The 22,835-nt window shown below is 60.3% G+C and carries 22 protein-coding genes and 8 pseudogenes; 19 read left to right on the forward strand and 11 right to left on the reverse strand.

Annotated features, from left to right (window positions below; genetic code table 11):
- Window positions 1–65: 65 nt before the first annotated feature.
- Window positions 66–1,368 (forward strand): annotated as a pseudogene (locus P6U16_RS20815) (extensin family protein).
- A 59-nt stretch (window positions 1,369–1,427) separates the two neighbouring features.
- Here P6U16_RS20815 and P6U16_RS20820 read toward each other — a convergent pair.
- On the reverse strand, window positions 1,428–1,613 hold the full coding sequence (locus tag P6U16_RS20820; RefSeq protein ID WP_277702046.1) for a hypothetical protein: 186 nt from the start codon (window positions 1,611–1,613) through the stop codon (window positions 1,428–1,430).
- Window positions 1,614–1,833: 220 nt separating this feature from the next.
- On the opposite strand from P6U16_RS20820, the pseudogene P6U16_RS20825 reads away from it, so the two are divergent.
- The 7 genes and pseudogenes from P6U16_RS20825 to P6U16_RS20855 form a co-directional block, all read left to right on the forward strand.
- Window positions 1,834–2,700: pseudogene (locus P6U16_RS20825) on the forward strand (MBL fold metallo-hydrolase); the annotation flags it as partial.
- A gap of 5 nt (window positions 2,701–2,705) precedes the next feature.
- Window positions 2,706–3,043: pseudogene (locus P6U16_RS20830) on the forward strand (metalloregulator ArsR/SmtB family transcription factor).
- On the forward strand, window positions 3,040–3,447 hold the full coding sequence (locus tag P6U16_RS20835; protein WP_277702047.1) for a YeeE/YedE thiosulfate transporter family protein: 408 nt from the start codon (window positions 3,040–3,042) through the stop codon (window positions 3,445–3,447). Before P6U16_RS20830 ends, P6U16_RS20835 begins: the two are co-directional and overlap by 4 nt.
- Window positions 3,444–3,877, forward strand: a pseudogene (locus P6U16_RS20840) (DUF6691 family protein). The gene P6U16_RS20835 and the pseudogene P6U16_RS20840 overlap by 4 nt, the downstream one beginning before the upstream one ends.
- Entirely contained in the window at window positions 3,874–4,647 is a 774-nt protein-coding gene (locus P6U16_RS20845) for a sulfite exporter TauE/SafE family protein (protein WP_277702048.1), read from the forward strand. The pseudogene P6U16_RS20840 and the gene P6U16_RS20845 overlap by 4 nt, the downstream one beginning before the upstream one ends.
- Window positions 4,648–4,773: 126 nt before the next feature.
- Window positions 4,774–5,699: pseudogene (locus tag P6U16_RS20850) on the forward strand (ABC transporter ATP-binding protein).
- Window positions 5,696–6,457 carry an ABC transporter permease gene (locus P6U16_RS20855; protein ID WP_277702049.1) on the forward strand — a complete coding sequence of 254 codons (762 nt, stop codon included), beginning with the start codon at window positions 5,696–5,698 and terminating at the stop codon, window positions 6,455–6,457. Before P6U16_RS20850 ends, P6U16_RS20855 begins: the two are co-directional and overlap by 4 nt.
- A 69-nt stretch (window positions 6,458–6,526) precedes the next feature.
- Here the strand turns inward: P6U16_RS20855 and P6U16_RS20860 are convergent, their stop codons facing one another.
- From P6U16_RS20860 to P6U16_RS20870, 3 genes and pseudogenes are all read right to left on the reverse strand, one after another.
- Window positions 6,527–7,228 (reverse strand): TIGR02281 family clan AA aspartic protease, encoded by a 702-nt coding sequence (locus P6U16_RS20860; RefSeq protein ID WP_277702050.1) that lies wholly within the window; start codon window positions 7,226–7,228, stop codon window positions 6,527–6,529.
- A gap of 13 nt (window positions 7,229–7,241) precedes the next feature.
- A pseudogene (locus P6U16_RS20865) lies at window positions 7,242–7,445 on the reverse strand (DUF1289 domain-containing protein); the annotation flags it as partial.
- A 47-nt stretch (window positions 7,446–7,492) separates the two neighbouring features.
- Window positions 7,493–8,278 carry an adenosylcobinamide-GDP ribazoletransferase gene (locus P6U16_RS20870; protein ID WP_277702051.1) on the reverse strand — a complete coding sequence of 262 codons (786 nt, stop codon included), beginning with the start codon at window positions 8,276–8,278 and terminating at the stop codon, window positions 7,493–7,495.
- Between the two features lie 221 nt (window positions 8,279–8,499).
- Between P6U16_RS20870 and cobT the strand changes: the two genes are divergently transcribed.
- From cobT to P6U16_RS20885, 3 genes are all read left to right on the forward strand, one after another.
- A complete protein-coding gene (gene cobT / locus P6U16_RS20875) occupies window positions 8,500–9,525 on the forward strand; it encodes a nicotinate-nucleotide--dimethylbenzimidazole phosphoribosyltransferase (RefSeq protein WP_277702052.1) in 1,026 nt (341 codons plus the stop codon).
- 252 nt (window positions 9,526–9,777) lie between these two features.
- Complete coding sequence (locus tag P6U16_RS20880) at window positions 9,778–11,373, forward strand: phosphoethanolamine--lipid A transferase (RefSeq protein ID WP_277703931.1); 1,596 nt, start codon at window positions 9,778–9,780, stop codon at window positions 11,371–11,373.
- A gap of 6 nt (window positions 11,374–11,379) precedes the next feature.
- Window positions 11,380–11,790: a diacylglycerol kinase gene (locus tag P6U16_RS20885; protein ID WP_277703932.1), complete on the forward strand. Its 411-nt coding sequence runs from the start codon at window positions 11,380–11,382 to the stop codon at window positions 11,788–11,790.
- 7 nt (window positions 11,791–11,797) lie between these two features.
- On the opposite strand, the gene P6U16_RS20890 is transcribed toward P6U16_RS20885, so the two are convergent.
- Complete coding sequence (locus P6U16_RS20890; protein ID WP_277702053.1) at window positions 11,798–13,333, reverse strand: HAMP domain-containing sensor histidine kinase; 1,536 nt, start codon at window positions 13,331–13,333, stop codon at window positions 11,798–11,800.
- Window positions 13,334–13,456: 123 nt separating this feature from the next.
- On the opposite strand from P6U16_RS20890, the gene P6U16_RS20895 reads away from it, so the two are divergent.
- The 5 genes from P6U16_RS20895 (at window position 13,457) to P6U16_RS20915 (ending at window position 16,114) form a co-directional block, all read left to right on the forward strand.
- The gene (locus P6U16_RS20895; protein ID WP_277702054.1) at window positions 13,457–14,026 is read left to right on the forward strand and encodes a thermonuclease family protein; all 570 of its coding nucleotides are present in this window, start codon (window positions 13,457–13,459) and stop codon (window positions 14,024–14,026) included.
- A complete protein-coding gene (locus P6U16_RS20900; RefSeq protein ID WP_277702055.1) occupies window positions 14,013–14,645 on the forward strand; it encodes a uracil-DNA glycosylase family protein in 633 nt (210 codons plus the stop codon). Before P6U16_RS20895 ends, P6U16_RS20900 begins: the two co-directional genes overlap by 14 nt.
- Before the next feature lie 66 nt (window positions 14,646–14,711).
- Entirely contained in the window at window positions 14,712–15,200 is a 489-nt protein-coding gene (locus tag P6U16_RS20905) for an Lrp/AsnC family transcriptional regulator (protein ID WP_277702056.1), read from the forward strand.
- A 75-nt stretch (window positions 15,201–15,275) separates the two neighbouring features.
- The gene (locus tag P6U16_RS20910) at window positions 15,276–15,494 is read left to right on the forward strand and encodes a hypothetical protein (protein ID WP_277702057.1); all 219 of its coding nucleotides are present in this window, start codon (window positions 15,276–15,278) and stop codon (window positions 15,492–15,494) included.
- Window positions 15,491–16,114, forward strand: a complete 624-nt coding sequence (locus P6U16_RS20915; protein WP_277702058.1) for a zeta toxin family protein — start codon at window positions 15,491–15,493, stop codon at window positions 16,112–16,114. Before P6U16_RS20910 ends, P6U16_RS20915 begins: the two co-directional genes overlap by 4 nt.
- A gap of 23 nt (window positions 16,115–16,137) precedes the next feature.
- Here the strand turns inward: P6U16_RS20915 and P6U16_RS20920 are convergent, their stop codons facing one another.
- The gene (locus tag P6U16_RS20920; protein ID WP_277702059.1) at window positions 16,138–17,010 is read right to left on the reverse strand and encodes an NAD(P)-dependent oxidoreductase; all 873 of its coding nucleotides are present in this window, start codon (window positions 17,008–17,010) and stop codon (window positions 16,138–16,140) included.
- A 405-nt stretch (window positions 17,011–17,415) separates the two neighbouring features.
- Here P6U16_RS20920 and P6U16_RS20925 point away from each other — a divergent pair, with 405 nt between their 5' ends.
- Window positions 17,416–17,796: a GFA family protein gene (locus tag P6U16_RS20925; protein ID WP_277702060.1), complete on the forward strand. Its 381-nt coding sequence runs from the start codon at window positions 17,416–17,418 to the stop codon at window positions 17,794–17,796.
- Window positions 17,797–17,800: 4 nt separating this feature from the next.
- Here the strand turns inward: P6U16_RS20925 and P6U16_RS20930 are convergent, their stop codons facing one another.
- Window positions 17,801–18,616, reverse strand: a complete 816-nt coding sequence (locus P6U16_RS20930; protein ID WP_277702061.1) for a methyltransferase — start codon at window positions 18,614–18,616, stop codon at window positions 17,801–17,803.
- A gap of 157 nt (window positions 18,617–18,773) precedes the next feature.
- On the opposite strand from P6U16_RS20930, the pseudogene P6U16_RS20935 reads away from it, so the two are divergent.
- A pseudogene (locus tag P6U16_RS20935) lies at window positions 18,774–19,497 on the forward strand (DUF2270 domain-containing protein).
- A gap of 100 nt (window positions 19,498–19,597) precedes the next feature.
- On the opposite strand, the gene P6U16_RS20940 reads toward P6U16_RS20935, so the two are convergent.
- The 4 genes and pseudogenes from P6U16_RS20940 to P6U16_RS20955 form a co-directional block, all read right to left on the reverse strand.
- A complete protein-coding gene (locus tag P6U16_RS20940) occupies window positions 19,598–19,864 on the reverse strand; it encodes an usg protein (protein WP_277702062.1) in 267 nt (88 codons plus the stop codon).
- A gap of 167 nt (window positions 19,865–20,031) precedes the next feature.
- Entirely contained in the window at window positions 20,032–20,862 is an 831-nt protein-coding gene (locus tag P6U16_RS20945) for an ABC transporter permease (protein ID WP_277702063.1), read from the reverse strand.
- Window positions 20,859–21,661, reverse strand: a pseudogene (locus P6U16_RS20950) (ABC transporter permease). The gene P6U16_RS20945 and the pseudogene P6U16_RS20950 overlap by 4 nt, the downstream one beginning before the upstream one ends.
- Before the next feature lie 115 nt (window positions 21,662–21,776).
- The gene (locus P6U16_RS20955; protein WP_277702064.1) at window positions 21,777–22,559 is read right to left on the reverse strand and encodes an ABC transporter substrate-binding protein; all 783 of its coding nucleotides are present in this window, start codon (window positions 22,557–22,559) and stop codon (window positions 21,777–21,779) included.
- Between P6U16_RS20955 and P6U16_RS20960 the strand changes: the two genes are divergently transcribed.
- Window positions 22,558–22,767, forward strand: a complete 210-nt coding sequence (locus tag P6U16_RS20960; protein WP_277702065.1) for a hypothetical protein — start codon at window positions 22,558–22,560, stop codon at window positions 22,765–22,767. The two genes, P6U16_RS20955 and P6U16_RS20960, sit on opposite strands and share 2 nt — an antisense overlap.
- Window positions 22,768–22,835: the final 68 nt, after the last annotated feature.

A 22,835-nucleotide genomic window follows, 5' to 3' on the forward strand; every position in this document is an offset into this window, starting at 1 on the left:
ACTGGCGGCACGCTCGCGGAAGGTGGCGTGGCTGTCTCGATCAGCGTGGACGAAGGCGTAAGTGTATGGCGTATCTGTTTTCTGTCCGTCGACCCATCGGGATCGCCATTCTGTCGCTGTCGCTTTCGACCTGTTCGACCGACGGTCTCGCCCCTTCCGCCCGGATCGACGACACGAGCAGTGTCGGCGCGATCGAGCCGGTCCGCAATGTCCGAAATCGGGATATTCAGCAGGCCTATCCGGTCAATGAAGGGCCGGTCAGCACGTTCAGCGACAATGCCGAAGGGGCTGTTTCTGTCGATACGGGTCCGGGCGATACGAATTCTGCCGTGATGGCGCAGCCGGTGGCAGAGCAACGTCGTTTGCCGATGATCGACAGCGAACCGGACGCGTCGGTCGACATGGCCAGTGCAGGGCCGATGACCGTGCCTTCCGAGGGGTCAATATGGACGCGATGCTTGGGGTTGACCAAGGCGCTTCGCCGGTGGTCGGTCTTGCGCAGGAACAGAGTATCGCGATTGCAGAAGGCAATGCCAGCCATCCGGTTGTCGGCGGCATTGGCGAAGACGAGGTGCGGCAGCTCGGTGGTCCGGCAGTGATGGAAGCTTCCGCCGATCTAGGCTACGATCCCGACCTGCCGCCGCTGACAGCCGAACAGATCGCCGAAGAGGAGGCCGAAAAGGCGCGCTTCATCGAACAGCAGAAGCGGGTGATGCAGCGCCAGCAGCAGGATGACGCCGCGCAGCAGCAGGTCGCCTTCCTGCCACGTGCGGACAATCCGCTAACCGACGCGGAGCCGGATTTTACCGGGCGCATGCCGTCTTCGGAAATCTCCTGCCGCAATCGGCTGAAGAAGCTCGGCGTCGAATTCGAGGACGTCGCGCGGATCGCCAAGGGCCGTTCCTGCGGCATCGACTATCCGATCGAACTGACGGGTCTCTCCGGCGGCATCGACATCAAGCCCTCCGTCAAGCTCAACTGCCAGGTGACCGAAGCCTTCGCCAAATGGGTGAAGAACGAACTGGCGCCGTCCGCGCGCTACCGCTACCTCTCGGGCATCAAGACGATCAAGCCGCTCGGTGGCTATTCCTGCCGGACGATGAACTCCAAGCGCGGCAACCCGATGTCGGAACATGCACGCGGCAATGCGATCGACATCGGCAAGTTCGTACTCAACTCCGGCAAGGAGATCGACGTGCGCAAGCCGGGCTTCTTTGCCTTCCGCGAAAAGGGCCTTTGAAGGCGGTGCGTACCGACAGCTGCAAGTATTTCTCGACCGTGCTTGGACCGGGCAGCGACGCCAGTCACAAGGACCACTTCCACTTCGACCTGCGTCCCCGCAAGTCGGGCTATCGGCATTGCGATTGAGCTCGCTCAGGGCCAGCGTCTCGAATCGTTGATGTTCGGGGCGTAACTCCTATCGCAGCTCAAAAAATGGCCGGTAAAAACCGGCCGAAAAGAACCTTACCGAAGGGGGACTGCGGGATCGGTTCGTGCAGATCATGCGAGCGGAAATGGGTTCCACGACGGAAAGATGCGGCACGACCATCACCGTTTGATGACAACAGGCGTTTTTCGACCACGACGCCTGACAAGTCTTTCATTTTCATCATCGTCCGTGCCGGGCTTCACCCGAGCTCGCGGCGAACAGAGCTGCTTTTCCAGGCCGTCAGAGTATTGGTTCGTTCCCTGCGACATTATGGGCAGGTTTGCCTCCTTGAGAATTAACAATATACAATATATGTAATTGTTAACTGTAGTTATCCACGGGAGCCTTCCATGCCGTTACAAGCCGTCGCACCAATTGCTGCGCATATACCCAACGTCGGGGCGCCCTACGTCCGGGGATTTTATCATGCCCGCACGGGAAGCGTTCAATATGTGGTCTCCGACCCGCAGACGCTCGCCTGCGCGATCATCGATCCGGTCATGGATTATGATGAAAAGTCCGGCGCGACCGCCACCGCGCAGGCTGACGCCATTCTCGCCTACGTGGAAGATAACAAGCTGTCGGTCGAATGGATCCTTGATACGCACCCGCATGCCGATCATTTTTCGGCGGCGGCTTATCTCAAGGAGAAGACCGGCGCCCGGACAGCGATCGGCGAGCATGTCGTCGATGTGCAGCGGCTGTGGAGCGGGCTCTACAATCTGCCGGGTCTGGCAACGGATGGTTCGCAGTGGGACCACCTGTTTGCCGACGGCGAGACATTCAGGATCGGGTCGCTCGATGCCCGCGTGATGTTTTCGCCGGGGCATACGCTGGCGTCCGTCACCTATGTCATCGGCGATGCTGCCTTCGTGCACGACACGCTGTTCATGCCCGATAGCGGTACGGCACGCGCCGATTTTCCAGGCGGCAGTGCTGCGCGGTTGTGGGATTCAATCCAGGCGATCCTGTCCTTGCCGGACGAGATGCGGCTGTTTACCGGGCACGACTATCAGCCGGAGGGGCGGCCACCGCTTTGGGAAAGCACCGTTGGCGCCCAGAAACGGGATAATCCGCATGTGGCCGGGCGCACGGTTGAGGACTTCATCCGGCTGCGCACCGCGCGCGATGCAACCTTGCCGATGCCGAAGCTGATCCTGCATGCGCTGCAGGTCAACATTCGCGGCGGGCGACTGCCCGAGCCGGAGGACAATGGCCGGCGCTACTTGAAGATTCCGCTCGATGCGCTGAGCGGCGCGGCCTGGGAGTGAACGAGATGACGCTGACACACCAGGCTGCCCAACCGCACCTCAGGGCCGACATGGCCGCGCGGGCCGGGGAGGCGGCCGAGTTCCTGCGCATCCTTGCCAATCAGAACCGCCTGATGATCGTTTGCACGCTGGTCGAGGGGAGCGCTCGGTCGGCGAACTGGAGGCGCTGCTTGATATTCACCAGCCAACCTTGTCGCAGCAACTGGCCGTTCTGCGGGATGGCGGTTTCGTCGAAACCCGGCGGGATGCCAAGCAGATTTTCTATCGGCTGATCGAAGATCGGGCGGCCCGCCTCGTGACCACCCTCTATGACATCTTCTGTGCGAATGGAGGCCCGACATGAACGGATACCTGCTTTCCCTCTCGGGCGGCATGCTGATCGGCCTTTCGGCAGCCATTCTGATGGTTGCGAATGGCCGCGTCGCCGGCATCAGCGGCATTGCCGGGCGCCTGCTGCAAGGGCGGCAATCGGGTGTTGGCGCTGCTTTCGTCATCGGGCTGCTGCTTGGCCCCATCGTCTACCGGGCCCTCTCCGGTTCATGGCCTGCGGTCACCATAGAGACGTCGACACCGCTGCTGGTGGTTGCCGGGTTGCTCGTCGGTTTCGGCTCGCGGATGGGCTCCGGCTGCACCAGCGGCCACGGCGTGGTCGGTCTCGCGCGCCTGTCGCCACGGTCGATCGCCGCCGTTGTGACCTTTCTGGCAACAGCGGTGCTGACGGTCTGGCTGATGGGGGCACTCACATGAGCAATCTTTCCGCATGGCGCATTTTCGCCGCCCTCGTTTCCGGGCTTGTCTTCGGTCTCGGCCTGTCGCTGTCCGGCATGCTGGATCCGGCACGCGTGCGCGGTTTTCTCGATATTGCAGGGGCCTGGGATCCAAGCCTTGCCTTTGTGCTCGGGGAGCGGTGGCGGTGGCGGCGCTGGGTAATCTCCTTGTAGGGCGCATGGCGGTACCGCTGCTGGACGACCAGTTTCATTTGCCACCACACCACCCGATCGATGGCAGGCTTTTGGCCGGATCGGCGATCTTCGGCATTGGTTGGGGCATCGGTGGGCTTTGCCCGGGACCGGCGCTTGCGTCCCTTTCGCTCGGGCTGCCGGCCACGGTCTGGTTTGTGGTTGCCATGGCCACCGGCATGATCGTCCATGATCGTGTTATGGGAGCGAGCACATGAGTGCCGCAGCTATCGCAACGCTTGGCTCCGGCGGCATTGTCGGCTTCACGCTCGGGCTGGTTGGCGGCGGCGGCTCCGTTCTCGCCGTGCCGCTGCTGCTCTACGTCGTCGGTGTTGCCAGTCCGCACGTGGCCATCGGCACCAGCGCCGTTGCCGTGTCCGTCAATGCATTCGCCAATTTCGCCGTACATGCGCGGGCAGGGCACGTGTGGTGGCGTTGTGCCGCCGTCTTCGCGTTCTTCGGGACGATCACCGCGTTCGGTGCCTCGACGCTCGGCAAGGCATTCGACGGGCAGCATCTTCTGTTCGCCTTCGGTCTTGTGATGATCGTCGTCGGCGGATGGATGCTGAAACCGAAGAAGGCTATCGTTTCGGCGGTCCGTCCGGTGGATATGCGCATGTGCCTGACGACGGCGCTTGTAGCATCGGCAACCGGTGCGGCATCCGGCTTCTTCGGCATAGGCGGTGGTTTCCTCATCGTTCCGGCGCTGATACTGGCAACCGGCATGCCGATGATCCAGGCTGTCGGCTCATCCCTGCTGGCAATCGGCACCTTCGGGCTGGCGACGGCGCTGAACTACGCGGTCTCCGGCCTGATCGACTGGACGGTGGCTGCACAATTCATCTCTGGCGGTATTCTCGGCGGTGTCGGCGGGACGATGCTTGCGACACGGCTGGCTGCGCGCAAGGCGGTGCTCAACCGAATTTTTGCGCTGTTGGTTCTATTGGCAGCCCTCTATGTGCTCTACCGAAGCGGCTGGCCGTTCTGATTTGTCGTCGGTTGGCCGTTTTTGATTGTTTGTCTGTTTTTTGTCCAGGCGGGGTGAACATCGACGCAGAAAGGTCCATATAGGGGCAACTCACCTCAGCCGTTCCCCCGCATACCGGATGTTTCCATGGCCCCGATCGTTTCCGTTTCCAATCTGGTGAAAACCTATGCCTCCGGCTTCCAGGCGCTGAAGGATGTCAGCCTCGATATCGAGGAGGGCGAGATCCTTGCGCTGCTGGGGCCAAACGGCGCCGGCAAGACGACGCTGATTTCGATCATCTGCGGCATCGTCAATCCGTCCGGCGGCACGGTGCTGGTCGGCGGCCATGATGTCGTCAAGGATTTCCGCGCGACGCGCTCTATGATCGGGCTGGTGCCACAGGAACTGACCACCGACCAGTTCGAGACGGTCTGGAACACGGTGTCCTTCTCGCGCGGGCTGCATGGCAAGAAGGCCAATCCGGCGCATATCGAAAAGGTGCTGAAGGATCTTTCGCTCTACGACAAGAAGGACAACATGCTGCGCGAACTCTCTGGCGGCATGAAGCGCCGGGTGCTGATCGCCAAGGCGCTCAGCCACGAGCCGCGGGTGCTGTTCCTGGACGAGCCGACAGCCGGCGTTGATGTCAACCTGCGCAAGGACATGTGGCAGGTGGTGGAAAAGCTGCGCGAGACCGGCGTGACCATCATTCTGACGACGCACTATATCGAGGAAGCGGAGGAGATCGCCGACCGGGTGGGCGTCATCAATGGCGGCAAGATCCTGCTGATCGAGGAAAAGACGGCGCTGATGAAAAAACTCGGCCGCAAGCAGTTGCGGGTCGATCTGACAGAGCCGCTATCCGAAATTCCAGCTGCGCTTTCCGCCTACAAGCTGACGCTCGAGGACGGGGGAACTGCCTGATTTACGACTATGACGCATCCGGCGAGCGGACCGGCATTACCACGCTTTTGACGGCGCTGGCCGAAACCGGCATCCGCCTCAAGGACATTTCCACGCGGCAGAGCTCGCTGGAGGACATTTTCGTCGAACTGGTGGGAGCACGGGCATGAATTTCGAAGCGATCAAGGCGATCTATTTCTTCGAGATGGCGCGTACACGGCGCACGCTGCTGCAGAGCGTCGTTTCGCCTGTCATTTCCACCTCGCTCTATTTCATCGTCTTCGGCGCGGCCGTGGGGTCGCGCATCCAGGAGATCGAGGGTGTGTCCTACGGGGCCTTCATCACGCCGGGCCTGATCATGCTGACGCTGCTCACCCAGTGCATCGGCAACGGTTCCTTCGGCATCTATTTCCCAAAATTCACCGGCACGATCTACGAGCTTCTGTCCTCGCCGGTATCGATGACAGAGATCGTTCTGGGTTATGTCGGGGCGGCAGCGACCAAGGGAATGATGATCGGATTGATCATCCTGGGCACAGCCTCGCTGTTCGTCGATCTCTCCATCGCCCATCCCTTCGTCATGCTGCTGTTCTTCGTGCTGACGGCGGTGACCTTCAGCCTGTTCGGCTTCATCATCGGCATCTGGGCCAAGGATTTCGAGCAGCTGAACCTCATTCCGATGCTGGTCATCCCGCCGCTCGTCTTCCTCGGCGGCAGCTTCTACTCGATCGACATGCTGCCGCCCTTCTGGCAGGCGGTCAGCCATTTCAATCCGGTTCTCTACCTGATCAGCGGTTTCCGCTGGAGCTTCTTCGAAATCGCCGACGTCAACCCGGTCATCAGCCTGACAATCATCATCGCATTTCTGGCGGTGCTGATGGGCTTGCTGACGTGGATCTTCCGGACAGGGTATCGGTTGAGGAATTGACGGGAGGAATTATGCAGCAGCCAATGGGCAATAGGAATTAGATGTTTTTCCTACTGCCTACTGCCTACCTCAATCCCGCAACCGCAATTCATCCGTCTGCATCTGCAGGAAATCCAGCGTCGATAGGAAGCTCATGCCGAGCAGGCTCTGGTCGAGCTTGCCCTGTTCCGCGACGGTGGCGCGGATGTTGTTGCGGACGATCGGGCCGATGGCGACTTCCGAGAGGGTGACCGGGGCGGCCTGCGCTATGCCGTTGGCGGTGGTGACGCGTGCCGTATAATTGAGACTGGCCGGGTCGAGGCCGAGCGTTTCGGCATCCTCATAGGTCAGCGCCACCGTGCTGGCACCGGTATCGATCAGCATGGAGACGCTCGCGCCGTTGACCGCGACCGATGTCTCGAAATGCCCGTTCAGCATCTTGTGAAGCACGACCTCCTGCTGGCCTTCACTGTCGGTGAAGACGGCGGCGCGGCCGGGGATGAGGCCGGACGCCAAGCGCGAGCCGAACGCTTCCATGTCGTTGCGGTAGAGATAGCCGGCCACCAGGATCAAGGCGATCAGCGTCCAGATACCGAACTGGCGCACGCTCTCCCCGAAATGTCGGCGACTCTGGACGACGCCTGCTGCCAGCATGGTGCCGACGGTACCGAGCATGACAAGGCTTCCGAAATCGTCGTTGTCGATGCCGAAGGTGCGGCCGCTGTCGTGATTGAGGATCAGAAAGACAAGCCCGACCGCCAGCATGCCGAGCAGGATCGTCAGCCTGTTCATTCGCCGACGCGCTCCTCGCCATGCGCGTGCGGCGGGTTTCCCGACGCGGCTTGCGCTCCAGCGTGTCGAGGCGGGCAGGGAGCGTTGCCATGATGTCTCGGCGTTCCTGCGGCGAATACAGCGTCCAGGCGCCGATCTCATCGCGCGTGCGGCCGCAGCCAAAACAGTATCCGGTGGTCATGTCGATCGAACAGATCAGGATGCAGGGCGATTCCATGGGGCGTGACATCCGGATAAAGGCCAGTTTCAAGCTATATCGGCGTTTCAGACGGTCAGCGCAAGGGCCGCCAGAACCGCGATTTCCGTCAATTGTTGTGTGGCCCCGATTGTGTCGCCGGTATGACCGCCGATCTTGCCGTCGACGATTTCGCTGAAGGCGACGACGACTGCGGCAAAGGCCATCAGCGCCAGCGGAATGGCAAGTAAAGGAATGCCGGCAAGAGCCATAAGCAGGACGGTGGCTGCGATGCCGATGGCAAGTGCTTGGCGCACCGCGCCGGTCAGCGGTTCGCCGGCCGATGCGGCGACGCCGTCCTTGCGGGCGGACGGCAGTTTCGACCAGTGCCAGACCATGGCGGTGCGGCTGAGGGCGGCAATAGCGAGCAGCACGACGCCGGCGCCACTCGGTGTCAGGTGCGGCAGGATGGCGGCCAGCGCCGAGACGCGCAGGCCGAAGGAAAGGATGAGTGCGACGGCACCATAGGAGCCGATGCGGCTATCCTTCATGATGATGAGCGCGCTCTCCTTGTTCTTGCCGCCACCGAGCCCGTCGGCGGTATCGGACAGGCCATCCTCGTGCAGAACACCTGTTATAAGCGCCTGAATGGCGACGGCGACGAAGGCGGTGAACAGCGGGTCGGCCATTATCGCAGAGAAGATTGAGACCACGGCGGCGGCGGGCAGGGCGATCAGCAGGCCGGCGATCGGAAAGGCGCGCACGGCGCGGCTCAGCCGGCCATCGAAATTGACGAAATGCCGCTGCGGCATGTGGATGCGGCTGAGAAACGCGACCGAGCGCGCCACATCATCGGCAAAATCGCGAATATCCATCTGTCCAACTCCCTTAGCCCATCTCCCGGGCCTGCCGCTTCCCCCGAATCGGCGCGTGTTGCCGATCATGCGCCGACGACATCAACCGGCGCAAATGCCGTTGCCCGTTTTCCCCGCGCGCTTTATGGAGGTGTCACGGATTCCCAAGGAAGCCAAACCATGCCAGAAGACCCGACCATGCCCGAAGACCCCGACCATGCGAGAAGACAAGGATGCCCGATATGAGTGCCAGCGGCCTGCCGTTCGACGATTTCCGTGACCTGCTGCGCAACCTGCCGGGGCCGGACAGTGCTGCTGTCGCTGCCGCCCGTGCGCGCGACGGGCAATTGACCAAGCCGCCGGGCGCGCTTGGCCGGCTGGAGGAAATTGCCTTCTGGCTTGCCGCCTGGACCGGGCGCCCGCCCGCCGTCACCCGTCCGCTGGTGGCGATCTTTGCCGGCAATCACGGCGTGACCGCGCAGGGCGTAACGCCTTTTCCGTCGTCGGTGACGGCGCAGATGGTGGAGAATTTCGCAGCCGGCGGTGCGGCGATCAACCAGATCTGCGTCGCCTATGATCTCGGCCTCAAGGTCTTTGATCTCGCGCTCGAATATCCGACCGGCGACATCACGCAGGAAGCGGCGCTTTCGGAACGCGACTGCGCCGCCACCATGGCCTTTGGCATGGAGGCGGTTGCCGGCGGCACCGATCTTCTGTGCATCGGCGAGATGGGCATCGGCAACACGACGATCGCCGCGGCTATCAACCTGGCGCTCTATGGCGGCACGGCGGCCGAATGGGTGGGGCCAGGAACAGGCGCGGAAGGAGAGATTCTCGCGCGCAAGATCGCTGCCGTCGAAAAGGCCGTGGCGCTGAACCGGGGGCATCTCTCCGATCCGCTCGAAGTGCTGCGCCGTCTTGGCGGGCGCGAGATTGCGGCGATGGCCGGCGCCATCCTTGCTGCGCGCATGCAGAAGATCCCTGTGATCATCGACGGTTATGTCGCGACGTCTGCTGCTGCCATCCTCAAGGCCGCCAATCCGGCAGCACTCGATCATTGCCTGATCGGCCATGTTTCGGCGGAGCCCGGGCATATGAAAGCGATCGACAGGCTCGGCAAGACGCCGCTCTTGGCGCTCGGCATGCGGCTGGGCGAAGGCACGGGGGCAGCACTTGCCGCCGGCATCGTCAAGGCGGCCGCCGCCTGCCATTCGGGCATGGCGACCTTTGCGCAGGCGGGAGTCAGCAACAAGGATCGATCCGACTGACGGCTTGATGTTTTCTGACAGGCATTTGACAGTCAGACACGCGTAGCACGAATGCGGAAGCGATGCTTGCCCTTGAAGGGGCGGCGTCGCGTGGACCGGGCCAAAATGGCGCCCGTCCGGCAGCGGCCGATGGCCGATCTGCCCCGCGATCGAGCCCGCGCAACGACCTTCACGCCGCATCGCCGGCGAAGAAGGTCTTGTGCCCTGCGTGGAGTGCCTTGTTTGAAAAGCCTTGTTTCGAGCCGCCCGGTGATGGGCAGCATCAGCCTGAGCGCTATCGGTTCCATCTATCTGCTGGTCGCCACCAACCTGACATTCTGGTCCCGCGCATCGACCTATTTCGGCACGGCAAAGCTCGGGCTGATCTCGTTTGGCCTCGGCCTCTCGCTGCTGGTTTTCGTGGTTCTGACCGCCGTTTCGGTGAAATATCTGTTCAAGCCGGTCCTGATCTTCTTCATCGTCGTTTCCGGGGTCTGTTCCTATTTCGCCGACACATTCGGCGTCATCGTCGACAAGGAGATGGTCGAAAGCGCTGTGGTGACGACGACAGCGGAAGCCGGGCACCTGATAACCCCGCATTTCCTGCTGCATGTGCTGTTCTTTGCTGTTCTTCCCTCGCTCTTCGTTCTCTGGGTTAAGGTGGTCCATCGCCGGTTCCTCGCCAAGGTTCTGTACAACCTTGCCGTCATCGTGCCGAGCCTCGTTGCGGTCTTTGCCCTTGCCAGCGTGAATTTCGCCAGCATCGCCTATGTGATCCGCGACCATAAGGACATGATGAAGCTGTTCAATCCGACAGGGCCGATTTCCGCTGCGGTGCGTTACACTGGCTCGCTTTACGAAGATGCCAATATCGTCGTTGCGCCGTTCGGCATGGATGCCCATGCGGGCGATCGGCTGGCTGCATCGAAAAAGCCTGTTGTCGTCGTCGTGGTCGCCGGTGAAACGGCGCGCGCCATGAACTTTTCCCTGAATGGGTATGGGCGGGAGACCAACCCGGAACTGAAGGCGCTCGGCGTCGTCAATTTCAGGCAGACGACAAGCTGCGGCACCGCGACATCGGTCTCCTTGCCCTGCATGTTTTCAGGCTATACCCGGCAGGAATATACCGAATGGAAGGCGCATTCGCGCCAGAATCTCGTCGACGTGCTGACCCATGCCGGCGTTTCGGTGTCCTGGTGGGACAACAATACCGGCAGCAAGGGCATCGCCAACCTGATCAACTATGCAAGCCTCAACGACCGTAAGAAAAGCCCGCTCTGCAAGGGCGGCGAATGCCTCGACGCGATCTTTCTCGATGGGCTCGACCAGCGTCTGGCGACCATCAAGCAGGATACGGTCATTGTCCTGCATCAGCTCGGCAGCCATGGGCCATCCTATTATCTGCGCTATCCCGCGGAATACCGAAAGTTCAAGCCGGATTGCCGCACGCCCGAGCTGATGAACTGCAAGCCCGAGGAGATCGTCAATGCCTATGACAACACGATCCTCTATACGGACCATATCCTGGCGAGTGTCGCCAAGCTGCTGGAAAAACATCAGGACACGGTTGCCGGGGCGATGATCTACATGTCCGATCACGGCGAGTCGCTTGGGGAAAACGGCCTCTATCTGCATGGGGCGCCCTATGCGATCGCGCCGAAAGAGCAGACGCATGTGCCGTTCATTGCCTGGTTCTCCAAACCCTATCAATCAATCATGGGGCTTGATACCGGATGCCTTCTCCAATATTCGGATGCGGCGATGTCACACGACAACCTGTTTCATACCGTTCTCGGCATGATGAATATCCAGACCGGTGTGTACAATCGCGGGCTCGATGCCTTTGCCGCCTGCAGCGTGGCTGGGTGACATGGAATTGACCGAGGAATATCTCAGCATGGGCAAAGGCGCGCCGGTAAAAAACTGACGGGCATCAGGCACTTTTTCGCCGCCGCCACCTATTCCTTCGGCGGCGCCAAGCGCCTCTTGGGGGAGGCTGCCTTTCGGCATGAGCTGGGCTTTTTCGTCCTGGCGATGATCGGCTTCGTCGTCACAGGGGCGAATTTCTTCCAGTATGTCGCGATGCTTGTGCTGTTTTTGCTGATGGTGGCTTTCGAGGCGTTGAATACCGCCATCGAGGAGATCGTCGATCGGGTTTCGCCTGAAATCTCGGAAATGGGCAAGAATGCCAAGGATCTGGGCTCGCTCGCATGCCTCTGCCTGATCGTCGCCAATGCCGGCTATGCCGCCTATGTGATCATCTTTTCCAAGCTTTTCGGGATTTGACCCGGCTTTAAGCGAAGCTCTTGCGGCGGCGTTCGACGGCCGGTGCGTCCTCGACGGCCGGGATGCTCTGCAGCACACGTTTTGACGGCAGGATGGCGATTGCCTCCGTGCCTTCGCGCAGTTTCGACTTCAGGATAAATTCGCCATTGTGCTTGTTCAGGATCGCCTGAACGATCGGCAATCCCAGGCCCGTTCCCTGTTCTGCGCTCTTGATGGCGATCGAGCCCTGACCGAAGGCCGACAGCACGATCGGAATTTCATCCTCGGGAATGCCGGGACCATTATCCTTGATCGACAGATACTGGCCGCCGCCGGCCGTCCAGCCGACCTTGACCGAAATCTCGCCGCCCTGCGGCGTGAACTTGACGGCATTCGAGAGAAGGTTGAGCGTCACCTGACGCATTGATTTTTCATCCACCCAGACGGCCGGCATGCCCAGCTCGAACTGCTCGGTAATCGTGATGTTCTTGGTGCGCGCCCGCAACTGCACCATGCCGATGCAGTCTTCGGTCATCTCGACCAGATGGATTGATTCCTCGTTGAGATCGTATTTGCCGGCCTCGATGCGCGACAGGTCGAGGATCTCGTTGATGAGATCGAGCAGGTGCTGGCCGGAACGATGGATGTCGCCGGTATATTCCTTGTAGATCGGATTGTTCAGCGGCCCGAGTACCTCGGTGGACATGACTTCGGAGAAGCCGAGAATGGCGTTGAGCGGTGTGCGCAACTCGTGCGACATGGAGGCCAGGAAGCGTGATTTTGCGAGGTTTGCTTCCTCGGCGCGGCGGCGGGCCTCGTCGGACATCGATTTTGCCACTTCCAACTCGGCGATCAGATCGTCTTTTTCGGACTGGACGGAGAGGATGTGGACATTGGCGCTGTGCATGCGCGTCGTCATGAAGATCATGAAGACGAGCGAGCTTGCCAGCGTCGCCGTCATCGCCAGATAGGCCGGGCTTTGCGACTGCGCAGACTGGATGCTCAAGGCGATCACGACCGGCGCGAAGGTGGCGAGCAGGGCATCGCGCAGAAGGAACGTGCCCATGGCGGTGGCAGCCAGGGCGATCAGCAGGGCACCGCCCTTGTAGAAGGTGAACGTCACTTCGCCGCAGGCACTGCATTCCTGCACCGCAAACGCTGCCCAGCAAATGCCCATGACGATCTGGGCAATCAGAAACCGCCGCCGCCAGAAGACAGCTTTTTCGGCAGTAATATCATCGGTGCTGGCGCGGCGGGCGAGAATGACGGTCAACGCATGAATACAGAGCGACAGCATGGCCCAGCCCATCAGGTTGAGGCGTTCTGTCAGATAGATGCCGATACCTGTTATCAGCACCAGAAAGAGCGGCATGGCGATTGCGCCCTGCAGTACCGAATTGATGTAGAGCCGGAGCATGTCGCGGTCGAAGCCGGAGGCGGTGGATTGGCCGGTCTGCAGGCGTTCGCGGGTCGAGCGCACGGCTTTCGACACAGCCTTGTTCCGATGGCTGCGCGATTTGTCGACAATGATCTTGTCGGTCGAAGTGCTGACGCCTGTACTCATGCTCTCGTGCGACTTTGAGGGAACCCATTGAACACTAGAAGGGAATCCTTAAGAAGTTGCTGCTGCCGTCAAGGATTTGGCAACCGTTTTGCTGGAAACGCCGGACGCCGGGGAAAGGGAACAATGCGACTGACGACGCTTTTGCGCGACTTGCTCCTGTGTATTTTGATCTTTCTTTTCATGGGCCTGATCGTCGTTCGCATGTCTTCCGGACCGGGAGAAACCGTATCCGGGGACATCAGGATCATCGATGGTGATACGCTGGCCGTCTCCGGGGTACGGGTGCGGATCATCGGCATGGATGCGCCCGAATTGGCACAGACCTGCGCGCGTGACGGGCGTCCGTGGCCCTGTGGCAAGGCGGCAAGGGACAGGCTGACGGAGATCGCAGGTGCCGGGGCGGTGTTCTGCACGCTTGATGGAAACGATCGCTATGGACGCAACCTCGGCACCTGCGCGGTCGGTTCTATGGATCTCGGCGAGACGATGGTGCGCCAGGGCTATGCCGTTGCGTTCGGCCGTTACGAGCGCGAGGAAGCGGCGGCGCAGAACGAGGGGCTGGGTCTTTGGTCCGGCACGTTCGAGCGCCCACGAACATGGCGCGAAACCCATGGCGGCATGACTGAAGCACCCCACATAGCGGGAGATTGGATGACGTGGCTTTGGTCGAGGATATGGCATGACGGGGACTGACGGGCTGGAGACGCTGCGACGGGCGATTGCCGCCTGCCGGATCTGTCGGGACCAGCCGTTGAAGGGAGAGGGTGACCGGTTGCCGCATGAGCCCCGTCCCGTCGCGGTGCTATCGAGCACGGCGAAGATATTGATTGCCGGACAAGCGCCGGGCCTGCGCGTCCATGACAGCGGCCAACCCTTCAATGACGCCTCCGGAAACCGTCTGCGGCAGTGGCTCGGTGTCGAGAGGGCGGAGTTCTACGATGCCGGCAAATTCGCGATCGTGCCGATGGGTTTCTGTTTTCCCGGCTATGATGCGCATGGCAGCGACCTGCCGCCGCGCCGCGAATGCGCGCCGCTTTGGCGCCACGTCGTTCTGGACGCCATGCCGCAGATCGAACTGGTCCTCGCCATCGGACACCATGCCCAGAAGTGGCATCTCGGTCCGCGCGCCTCAAAAAGCATGACGGAGACGGCGAAAGACTGGCGGGTGCATCTGGGCGTCAACAGCGGTCTGCCGGTGCTGCCACTGCCGCATCCGAGCTGGCGAAACACGAGCTGGCTGAAGAAGCATCCGTGGTTTGAGGCGGAGCTTGTGCCCGTCCTGCAGCAACGGGTGAGGGCGCTGACGAGCTGAAACAATTTTCTTCCATTTCGTTGCTCTCGCGCTATAGAAGGCATAATATTCGATAAGGATCGCCCTATGGACCGCCTCGACCGCAAAATCCTGCGTCTTATGCAGGAAGATTCGACTCTTGCCGTTGCCGATCTCGCCAAGAAGGTCGGGCTGTCGACGACGCCCTGCTGGCGGCGGATCCAGAAGATGGAAGAGGAAGGTGTGATCCGCGGCCGCGTGGCGCTGCTCGATCCGGTGAAGATCAACACCAAGGTGACCGTGTTCGTCTCCATCCGCACCAATTCGCACTCGATCGAATGGCTAAAGCGCTTTTCCGAAGTTGTCGGCGAGTTCCCTGAAGTGGTCGAGTTCTACCGGATGAGCGGCGATGTCGATTATCTCTTGCGTGTCGTCGTTCCGGATATTGCCGCCTATGACGCCTTCTACAAGCGGATGATCGCCAAGATCGAGATCCGCGACGTCTCATCGGCCTTTGCGATGGAGCAGATCAAGTACACGACGCAACTGCCGCTCGACTACATGATCCTGGAACAGGCGAAATCCGGCGAGGATTGACGGGGCTTAACACGGCATCGAAGCTGTCGTATTCTGGGTGCAGAGGACGAAACAGACGATTTGGAGCCGGAAAGCATGACGAACACATCTCCGCGGCCCAATCTCGTCGCTGCCGTCCATGGAAAGCTTCGCAAGCTGGCCAAAATGGGCCTGCAAGAGCGCGCCGAGGCGCGTGCAGACGGGGTGTCTTCTTACTATGTGGATCCGTCGGGCAAGAAGGGCTTGATCGAGGAACGACCAAACGGTCAAACAGTTCTGACGCCCGTTGCCGGCATGGCTGATGCCGCTGAATGAATGGGCCTAAACCCTTCTGCATTTTTCTTGCCGGTCCAAACGGCGCTGGGAAATCCACCATCTACAAAAATCTCGATTTCCCCGGTGTCTTTGTCAACGCCGACGAGGTCGCACGCGGATTGAGCATCGCCGACGCAGCTGTGCGTGCGTCACGCGCTGGGCGTATCGTTTTGGGGGAACTGGAGCGGCTCTTAAGCGCCAGGATCGACTTCTTATATGAGACGACGCTCAGCAGTCATCATTCTGTCAACCTGTTGAAGCGGGCTCGCGACGCCGGATACGAAACGCTTCTGATTTTCGTGGCCCTGATGTCGCCGGATCTGCACGTCAAGCGCGTACAGCAGCGCGTTTCCAGAGGTGGACATGATATCCCGGAAGTCATCATCCGACGGCGGTACGAGATTGCGTTTCGCAATCTGTCCGCCTGCCTGTCGATCAGTGATACTGTCATGATCTTCGACAACAGTTCGGACGGTGCTCGTCTTGTTTTGGAAACAAGCGGCGGCAGGATCACGCGAAACGACATTCATCCCGACAACGCGTTTGACCGGCGCGTCGCCACTTATGTTGCGGCTGGTCTTGGTCTCCCATTGGAGCAAACCATGCGGCCGGAGGAGTAGCTGGCTGTTGATGCGCTAAGCGGCTATTGCTTCTCCAGCCGCGCCAGCAGCGAGGAGGTATCCCAGCGTTTGCCGCCCAGCGTCTGGACTTCGGCGTAGAACTGATCGACCAGGGCGGTGACCGGCAGGCTCGCGCCGTTGTGGCGGGCCTCGGACAACACGATGTCGAGGTCCTTGCGCATCCAGTCGACGGCGAAACCGAAATCATATTTGCCTGCATTCATCGTCTTGTGGCGGTTTTCCATCTGCCAGGAGCCGGCAGCGCCCTTGGAGATCACGTCGATGACCGCTTCGATGTCGAGGCCGGCCTTCTTGCCGAAATGAATGCCCTCGGCGAGACCCTGGACGAGGCCAGCGATGCAGATCTGGTTGACCATCTTTGTCAGTTGACCCGAGCCCGCCGGGCCCATCAGGCCAACCATGCGGGCATAGGCGTCGATGACAGGTCTGGCGCGCTCGAAGATATCGGGTTTTCCACCGCACATCACCGTCAGAACGCCGTTTTCCGCACCGGCCTGTCCGCCGGAGACCGGGGCATCGATGAAATGCGCGCCGCGTGCCGTGGCAGCAGTATCAAGCTCGCGGGCGACATCGGCCGAGGCCGTGGTGTTGTCGATAAAGATCGCGCCGGCCTTCAAGGTCTCGAAAGCGCCGTCCTTGCCGGTCGTGACGGAACGCAGGTCGTCGTCATTGCCGACGCAACAGAAGACGAAATCCGCGCCATCGGTTGCCTGCGCTGGCGTTGTGGCTGTATTGCCGCCGAACTGCCCCGCCCATTTTTCCGCCTTGGCCGCCGTCCTGTTGTAGACGGTCAGGTCATGACCACCCTTGACGCGGAGATGGCCGGCCATGGGATAGCCCATCACGCCGAGACCGATGAATGCAACCTTTGCCATTGAAGACTCCTGAAATGCCCTTGAGCCGAGCTTTAGAGTGTTTCATCTCCGAACGGAAGCAATTCTGTTGGCTCAAACCGGCAGGGCCTAGGGCAACGGGATCGATGCCCAGAACGTTTTGGAAGAGGGTTATCACCAACTCGACGAAATCACCCGCGCACTACGCCTATTCCATCTCGAAAATCTTCTTATGGTTGAGTTTAGAAAATTGGATGCGCTTTTGTGGAGTGCGGACGCCAGCGGCAATCGAAGACTGCGTCGTCAATTGCAGATTGCGTTTCGCAACTGTATGGCCCGTAGTTTAGCGAAATTCCGGAAATTACCATGGACAGACGCTTACCGGGCGTTATCTGCGTTGCAACCGGCCCATTCCGATCGGTCCCGAAAAATTACGAGGAGGAAACCATGGCTGAAAGACTGAATGCATCCTGCCGCTGCGGCGGCGTCAAATTTTCCATTCCGACCCAGTCGGCCGGTGTATTCTGCTGTCATTGCGGCGATTGCCGCAAGGCCCATGGCAATTATATGGCCGTGATCGGGGCGCCGCGCAACGATGTGCAGTTCGAGGCGGATGGCACGCTGCAATGGTGGGGTTATAGCGACAAGGCCCGGCGCGGCTTCTGCTCGACCTGCGGCAGCCGGCTGTTCAAGGACAATATCGGTACCGACCTCTTGATGGTGTCTGCCGGCGTTATCGACGGGCCGACCGGCAAACGCATCGTCAAGAACATCCTGACCGAATTCAAGGGCGACTGGTATGAAACGCCTGAGGTGCACGACGCCTGAGAGGTCAGCCGCGCAACCGTGCAATGACCAGATGACCGGCGATCGGCTGGCCCTCTTCGAGGCGGACGGTGATGTCGGTCATCTCGATCACATCGAAACCGGTCTCATCGAGGCGGGTGCGGACATAGGTGTCCGCATGGGCGAAACGCTGGTGCGGACCGACCATGAAGCGCCGGCCGGCCAGCGTCTCCTCAGGCAGGGTCTCGCTGGAGAAGATGAAAAGACCGCCCGGATCCAAATTTTCGGCGACACCGAAGAACAGCGCTTCCAGGCCACCCAGATAGGGAAGCACATCGGTGGCCGTGATCAAGTCGAAGGACGGATCGTCATTGTCCTCAAGGAAATCGACGACTTCGGCGACGTAGAGCGTTTCGTAGATGTCCTTGTCGTGGGCGACCTCGACCATGTTTTCCGAGAGGTCGAGACCGGTCATGTCATCGACCATGTCGCGCAGCGCGCCGCCGGTCAGCCCCGTGCCGCAGCCGAGATCGAGCAGGCGCTTGAAAGGCCCAAGGCCGAGCGCCTGGAGGCGCTGGCGCACCAGAACCGGCACGTGATATTCGAGTTGCTCGACCAGCACGTCTTCGAAGACTTCGGCATGCTGATCGAACAGGGTCGTGACATAGGCATCCGGCGCCTTGTCCGGCGTCTCGCCGCGGCCCATGGAAGCGATGCGCACGGCCGCGCCGCCGTGATCCTCAGGATCGATGGCCAGCACCTCTTCATAGGCTTTGACGGCTGCCTCTATATCACCGGATTTCTCCAGCGCGAGCGCACGGTTATAGGCTTCAGCGAGGGCTTCTTCGTCGATCTTGTCCATGGCGGCGTCTTAAGGTGCCGCATCCGAATTGGCAATGGTCGTTTGCCATGTGTCACATCCTACGGCGGTGAAAAAGCATTCAACAGGCCGGGATTTCAGGCGCATGATGCAAAAGCAGGCATTCCACAAAAACAACAAAATACGGGAGGAAATCAGTATGTCAGAGGAGTTCAGCATCTTTTCGCTGTCACGGGAGGGTAACGAGCCGAAAAGTCCCGCGCTTCCGGCAACGCAGGGCGAGACGATAACGCTTCTGGTGCATTATTATCGCGGAGAGATGGCGCGAATGGCCGGTTGGCGTGACCGTATCGACAGGACTTCGAACTGGGCTATCACCGTCGTCGCGGCGCTGCTTTCCGTTTCTTTGTCCTCTCCGGCATCGCATCACAGCGTCCTTTTGTTTGCCATTCTTTTGGTGACGCTGCTGTTGCTGATCGAGGCACGGCGCTACCGGTTCTTCGACGTCTACCGCGCGCGCGTCCGCCAGCTCGAACGCGGCTACTTCGCGCAAATGCTCAGCCCACAATCGACCATGCCGCTCAACTGGGCAGAGCCGATCGCCCAGAGCCTTCGCAAACCCGCATTCCTTATGCCCTACCGCGAGGCAGCCTGTCGCCGGCTGCGGCGAAATTATTGCTGGATGTACATGATCCTGCTTCTGGCCTGGGCGCTGAAGATCACGTCGCCGAAGCTTCAGGGGAGGGAACTGACGTTGTACCCGTGCCGGCATGGACGGATATCGCTGCGAACGCGGCGCTTGGACCCTTTCCGGCTGGCCGGTGCTGGGCGCCGTGGTCGTATTTTATGCGGTCATGCTCTATGCCTGCTTCCGCCGCAGACCAGGTGACGGTGAGTTTGCGCATGGCGATGTTCACGTTTGAACAGCGTTCACGTCTGAACGAAGTCCCTGTGGCGCGAAGACGAGGAAGATCATGCGTCTCGCTGTAACGCCAAGGGCCGTCTGCAGTGGCAGAAAAACGCTCAGTTGAGGATGAATTCACCCTTGAGCGCCCGCCAGTCGGTGGCCGAAATCAGCTTACGGTGGATATAGCGCACCGAATGCAGGGGGCCGTCGAGCTTTTCCTGCCAGAATTTCAGAAAGCTCTTCATCTCGGGGAAATCCGGCGCGATATCGTACTGCTGCCAGATATAGGTTTGCAAGAAAGCCGGGTGATCGGGCATGCGATAAAGGATCTGTGCGGTCGTCAGGCCGTAACCCTTAAGCTGCAGTTCCAATTCAGTCGTCATGGGGACCTCATCTTTGCTGAATGACGGTCCCTATGATGAAGCGCTCGAATGGTGAATCAAGTGTTAAAGCTAGCCGATGATTTATGATTATTCATCAAATTCAATCTATTAGCAGCTTTCCCCGGCGAGTGCTGCCAAGTCTCCTTTGCCGCTTTGCTCAAGTTCGTTCACCGCTTCAAATGCCGTGTCAGGCGGTCTTCGATCCAGGCCCAGAGGTTGCGCAGGATTTCGACCATGATGAGGTAGAGGACGGCGGCCCAGAGGTACATCTGGAAGTCGTAGGTGCGCGAGAAGGCGCGGCGGGTTTCGCCCATCAGGTCGAAGACGGTGACGATGGCGACGATGGCGGAGCCCTTGATCATCAGGATGATCTCGTTGCCATAGGGACGCAGCGCCACGATCATGGCCTGCGGCAGGATGATCTTGAAGAAGGCGATGCGTTTGGGCAGGCCGAGAGCCGCTGCCCCTTCGTGCTGGCCGCGCGGCACGCTCTGGATGGCGCCGCGCAGGATTTCGGCCTGGTAGGCGGCGGTGTTCAGCGTGAACGTCAACAGCGCGCAGAACCAGGCGTCGCGGAACAGGGTCCAGAGGCCGACAGCCTCGAGATAGGGGCGGAAGCTGCCGAAACCGTAGTAGACGAGGAACAACTGAGTGATCAACGGCGTGCCGCGGAAGAAATAGACGTAGATATAGGCGATCCAGGACAGGGCCTTGTTCTTCGTCATGCGGGCGTATGCCAGCGGCAGCGACAGGATGCCGCCCAGCACGACGGAGATGCTGACGAGCGTCAGCGTGACGCCGAGACCGGAGATAAAGCTCGGGCCGTATTTGGTGAGCTTTTCGACGCTCCAGCTCTCGACCACGAATAGGAAGATGCCGACGGAGGCGGCAAGCCAGATACCGAGCGCGATGTTGCCGATCAGGCGCGACGCGGTGAAGCGGCGCAGGGCCTCGGGCGGGGCGGGAAGGGCGGGAAGCATGGTTTCGCGATGGCTCATCGTGCGACCTCCGAGCGTTTCGTCCAGCGTTCGAGCGCGGAAAAGACCAGCGAGGAGGCCATTGCCAGGATCAGGAAGAGCAGGCACGCGAGCGAAAAGAATTCAAAGGCGTGTTTCGTGACGCGGGCGGCAACACCGGTCTGGCGCAGGATGTCGGGCAGGCCGATGACGGAGACCAGAGCTGTATCCTTCAGAAGCGCCATCCAGAGATTTCCAAGGCCGGGCAGCGCGATGCGCACCAGTTGCGGCAGGATGATCAGCCGCATGGTCTTGCCCCGATGCAGCCCGAGCGCATCGCCCGCCTCGTATTGGCCACGGGGATTGCCTTGAAGGCGGAGAGAAGGACCTCGGAACAATAGGCGGAAAAGACGACGCCGAGCGCGATCATGCCGGCAACAAAGGCATTGATCTCGACGGGACCTTCATAGCCGATGCCCGCCATGAACTGCTGGGCGAGGATCTGCAGGCCGTAATAGACGATGAACAGCGTCAGCAGTTCCGGCAGGCCGCGGAAGATGGTGGTGTAGATGTTGGTCGCCAGCCGCAGCGATTTTTCCTCGGACTGCTTGGCAAGCGCGATGAAGAAGCCGAGAAACAGGCCGATCGGCAGGGTGCAGAGTGCCAGGCTGGCGGTGATCAGAAAGCCAAATGCGATCTCGTCGCCCCAGCCGACATCGCCGCAGGACAGCAGCGTTTCTGACGCAAAGAGCCGAAAAATTCCGATCGGACCACAAAGCGGATCAACGATCGCGGCAATCCACGACACGATCGACGATAGGGCGGCAAACGCAGCCTGCATATGTCTGTTTTCCCCTGCACGGCCTTTTCGGCTCGCTTGTTGTTGTGGCCTTTTGTCAAACAAAAACGGCGGAAGGGCAAGCCTTCCGCCATCGCATTTTCGAAAGTGCTGAAAATCAGCCGCCGTAGACGTCGAAGTCGAAATACTTGTCGTTGATCTTCTTGTATTCGCCGTTGGCGCGGATAGCCTTGATGGCGGCGCTGAACTTGTCCGCCAGCGCAGTTTCGCCCTTGCGTACCGCGATGCCGGCACCAACGCCGTTGATCTTCGGATCGGGCGTCAGCGCCTTCAGGATCTTGCAGCAGGCGCCGTCTTCGGTCTTCAGCCATGAGGAGAGGACCACGACGTCATCAATGACGGCATCGACGCGGCCATTGGCGACATCGAGCTTGTATTCGTCCGGCGTCGGGTAGAGCTTCAGCTCGGAATCCTTGAAATAGGCTTCGGCATAGTTGGAATGTGTCGTCGACGACTGCGCGCCGAGCGTCTTTCCGGCCAAGCCTTCAGCCGTGGCATCGGTGATGGTCAGATCCTTCGGTACGACGATCGCCGGGCCGGTGTTGTAATATTTTTCGCTGAAATCGACCTTTTCCTGGCGCTCGGGCGTGATCGACATCGAGGCGATGATCGCATCGAACTTCTTGGAGAGCAGAGCCGGAATGATGCCGTCCCAATCCTGGGTGACGAAGGTGCATTCGGCCTTCATCTCGGTGCAGAGCGCCTTGGCGATGTCGATGTCGAAGCCGGTCAGTGTGCCGTCCGCTTCAAGATTGTTGAAGGGCGGGTAGGCACCTTCCGTGCCGATCACGATTTTTTCGCCTTCAGCCATGGCGGTTCCGGCCATGAGCGCGAAAACGGCAGCCGAAGCGGCGACTGCCAGACGTTTGGAAATACGCATGTTCATCCTCTCTGTTGGCGGACATCCGTTTTCTTGTTTTTTGCGGATATCCGGTATGCCGGGCATTCTTGTGCCGGTCTGCGGCGATATTCCTACGCATTGCCGGAGAAAATCAACAGGAAACCCACAAAACACCACCGAAACTTCATGTCGTGACATCGCAGGCCTCGCCGGCTGCAAGACGGCCTCTATGTGTTGTGCAGGATGAATGCGCCGTTCATCACGAGTTAATCGCGGTTCCGCTAGGTACCGCAGGGAACTTTGACTGAAATCCCA

The sequence above is a fragment of the Rhizobium sp. 32-5/1 genome (assembly GCF_029537235.1).
Lineage (GTDB): Bacteria > Pseudomonadota > Alphaproteobacteria > Rhizobiales > Rhizobiaceae > Pararhizobium.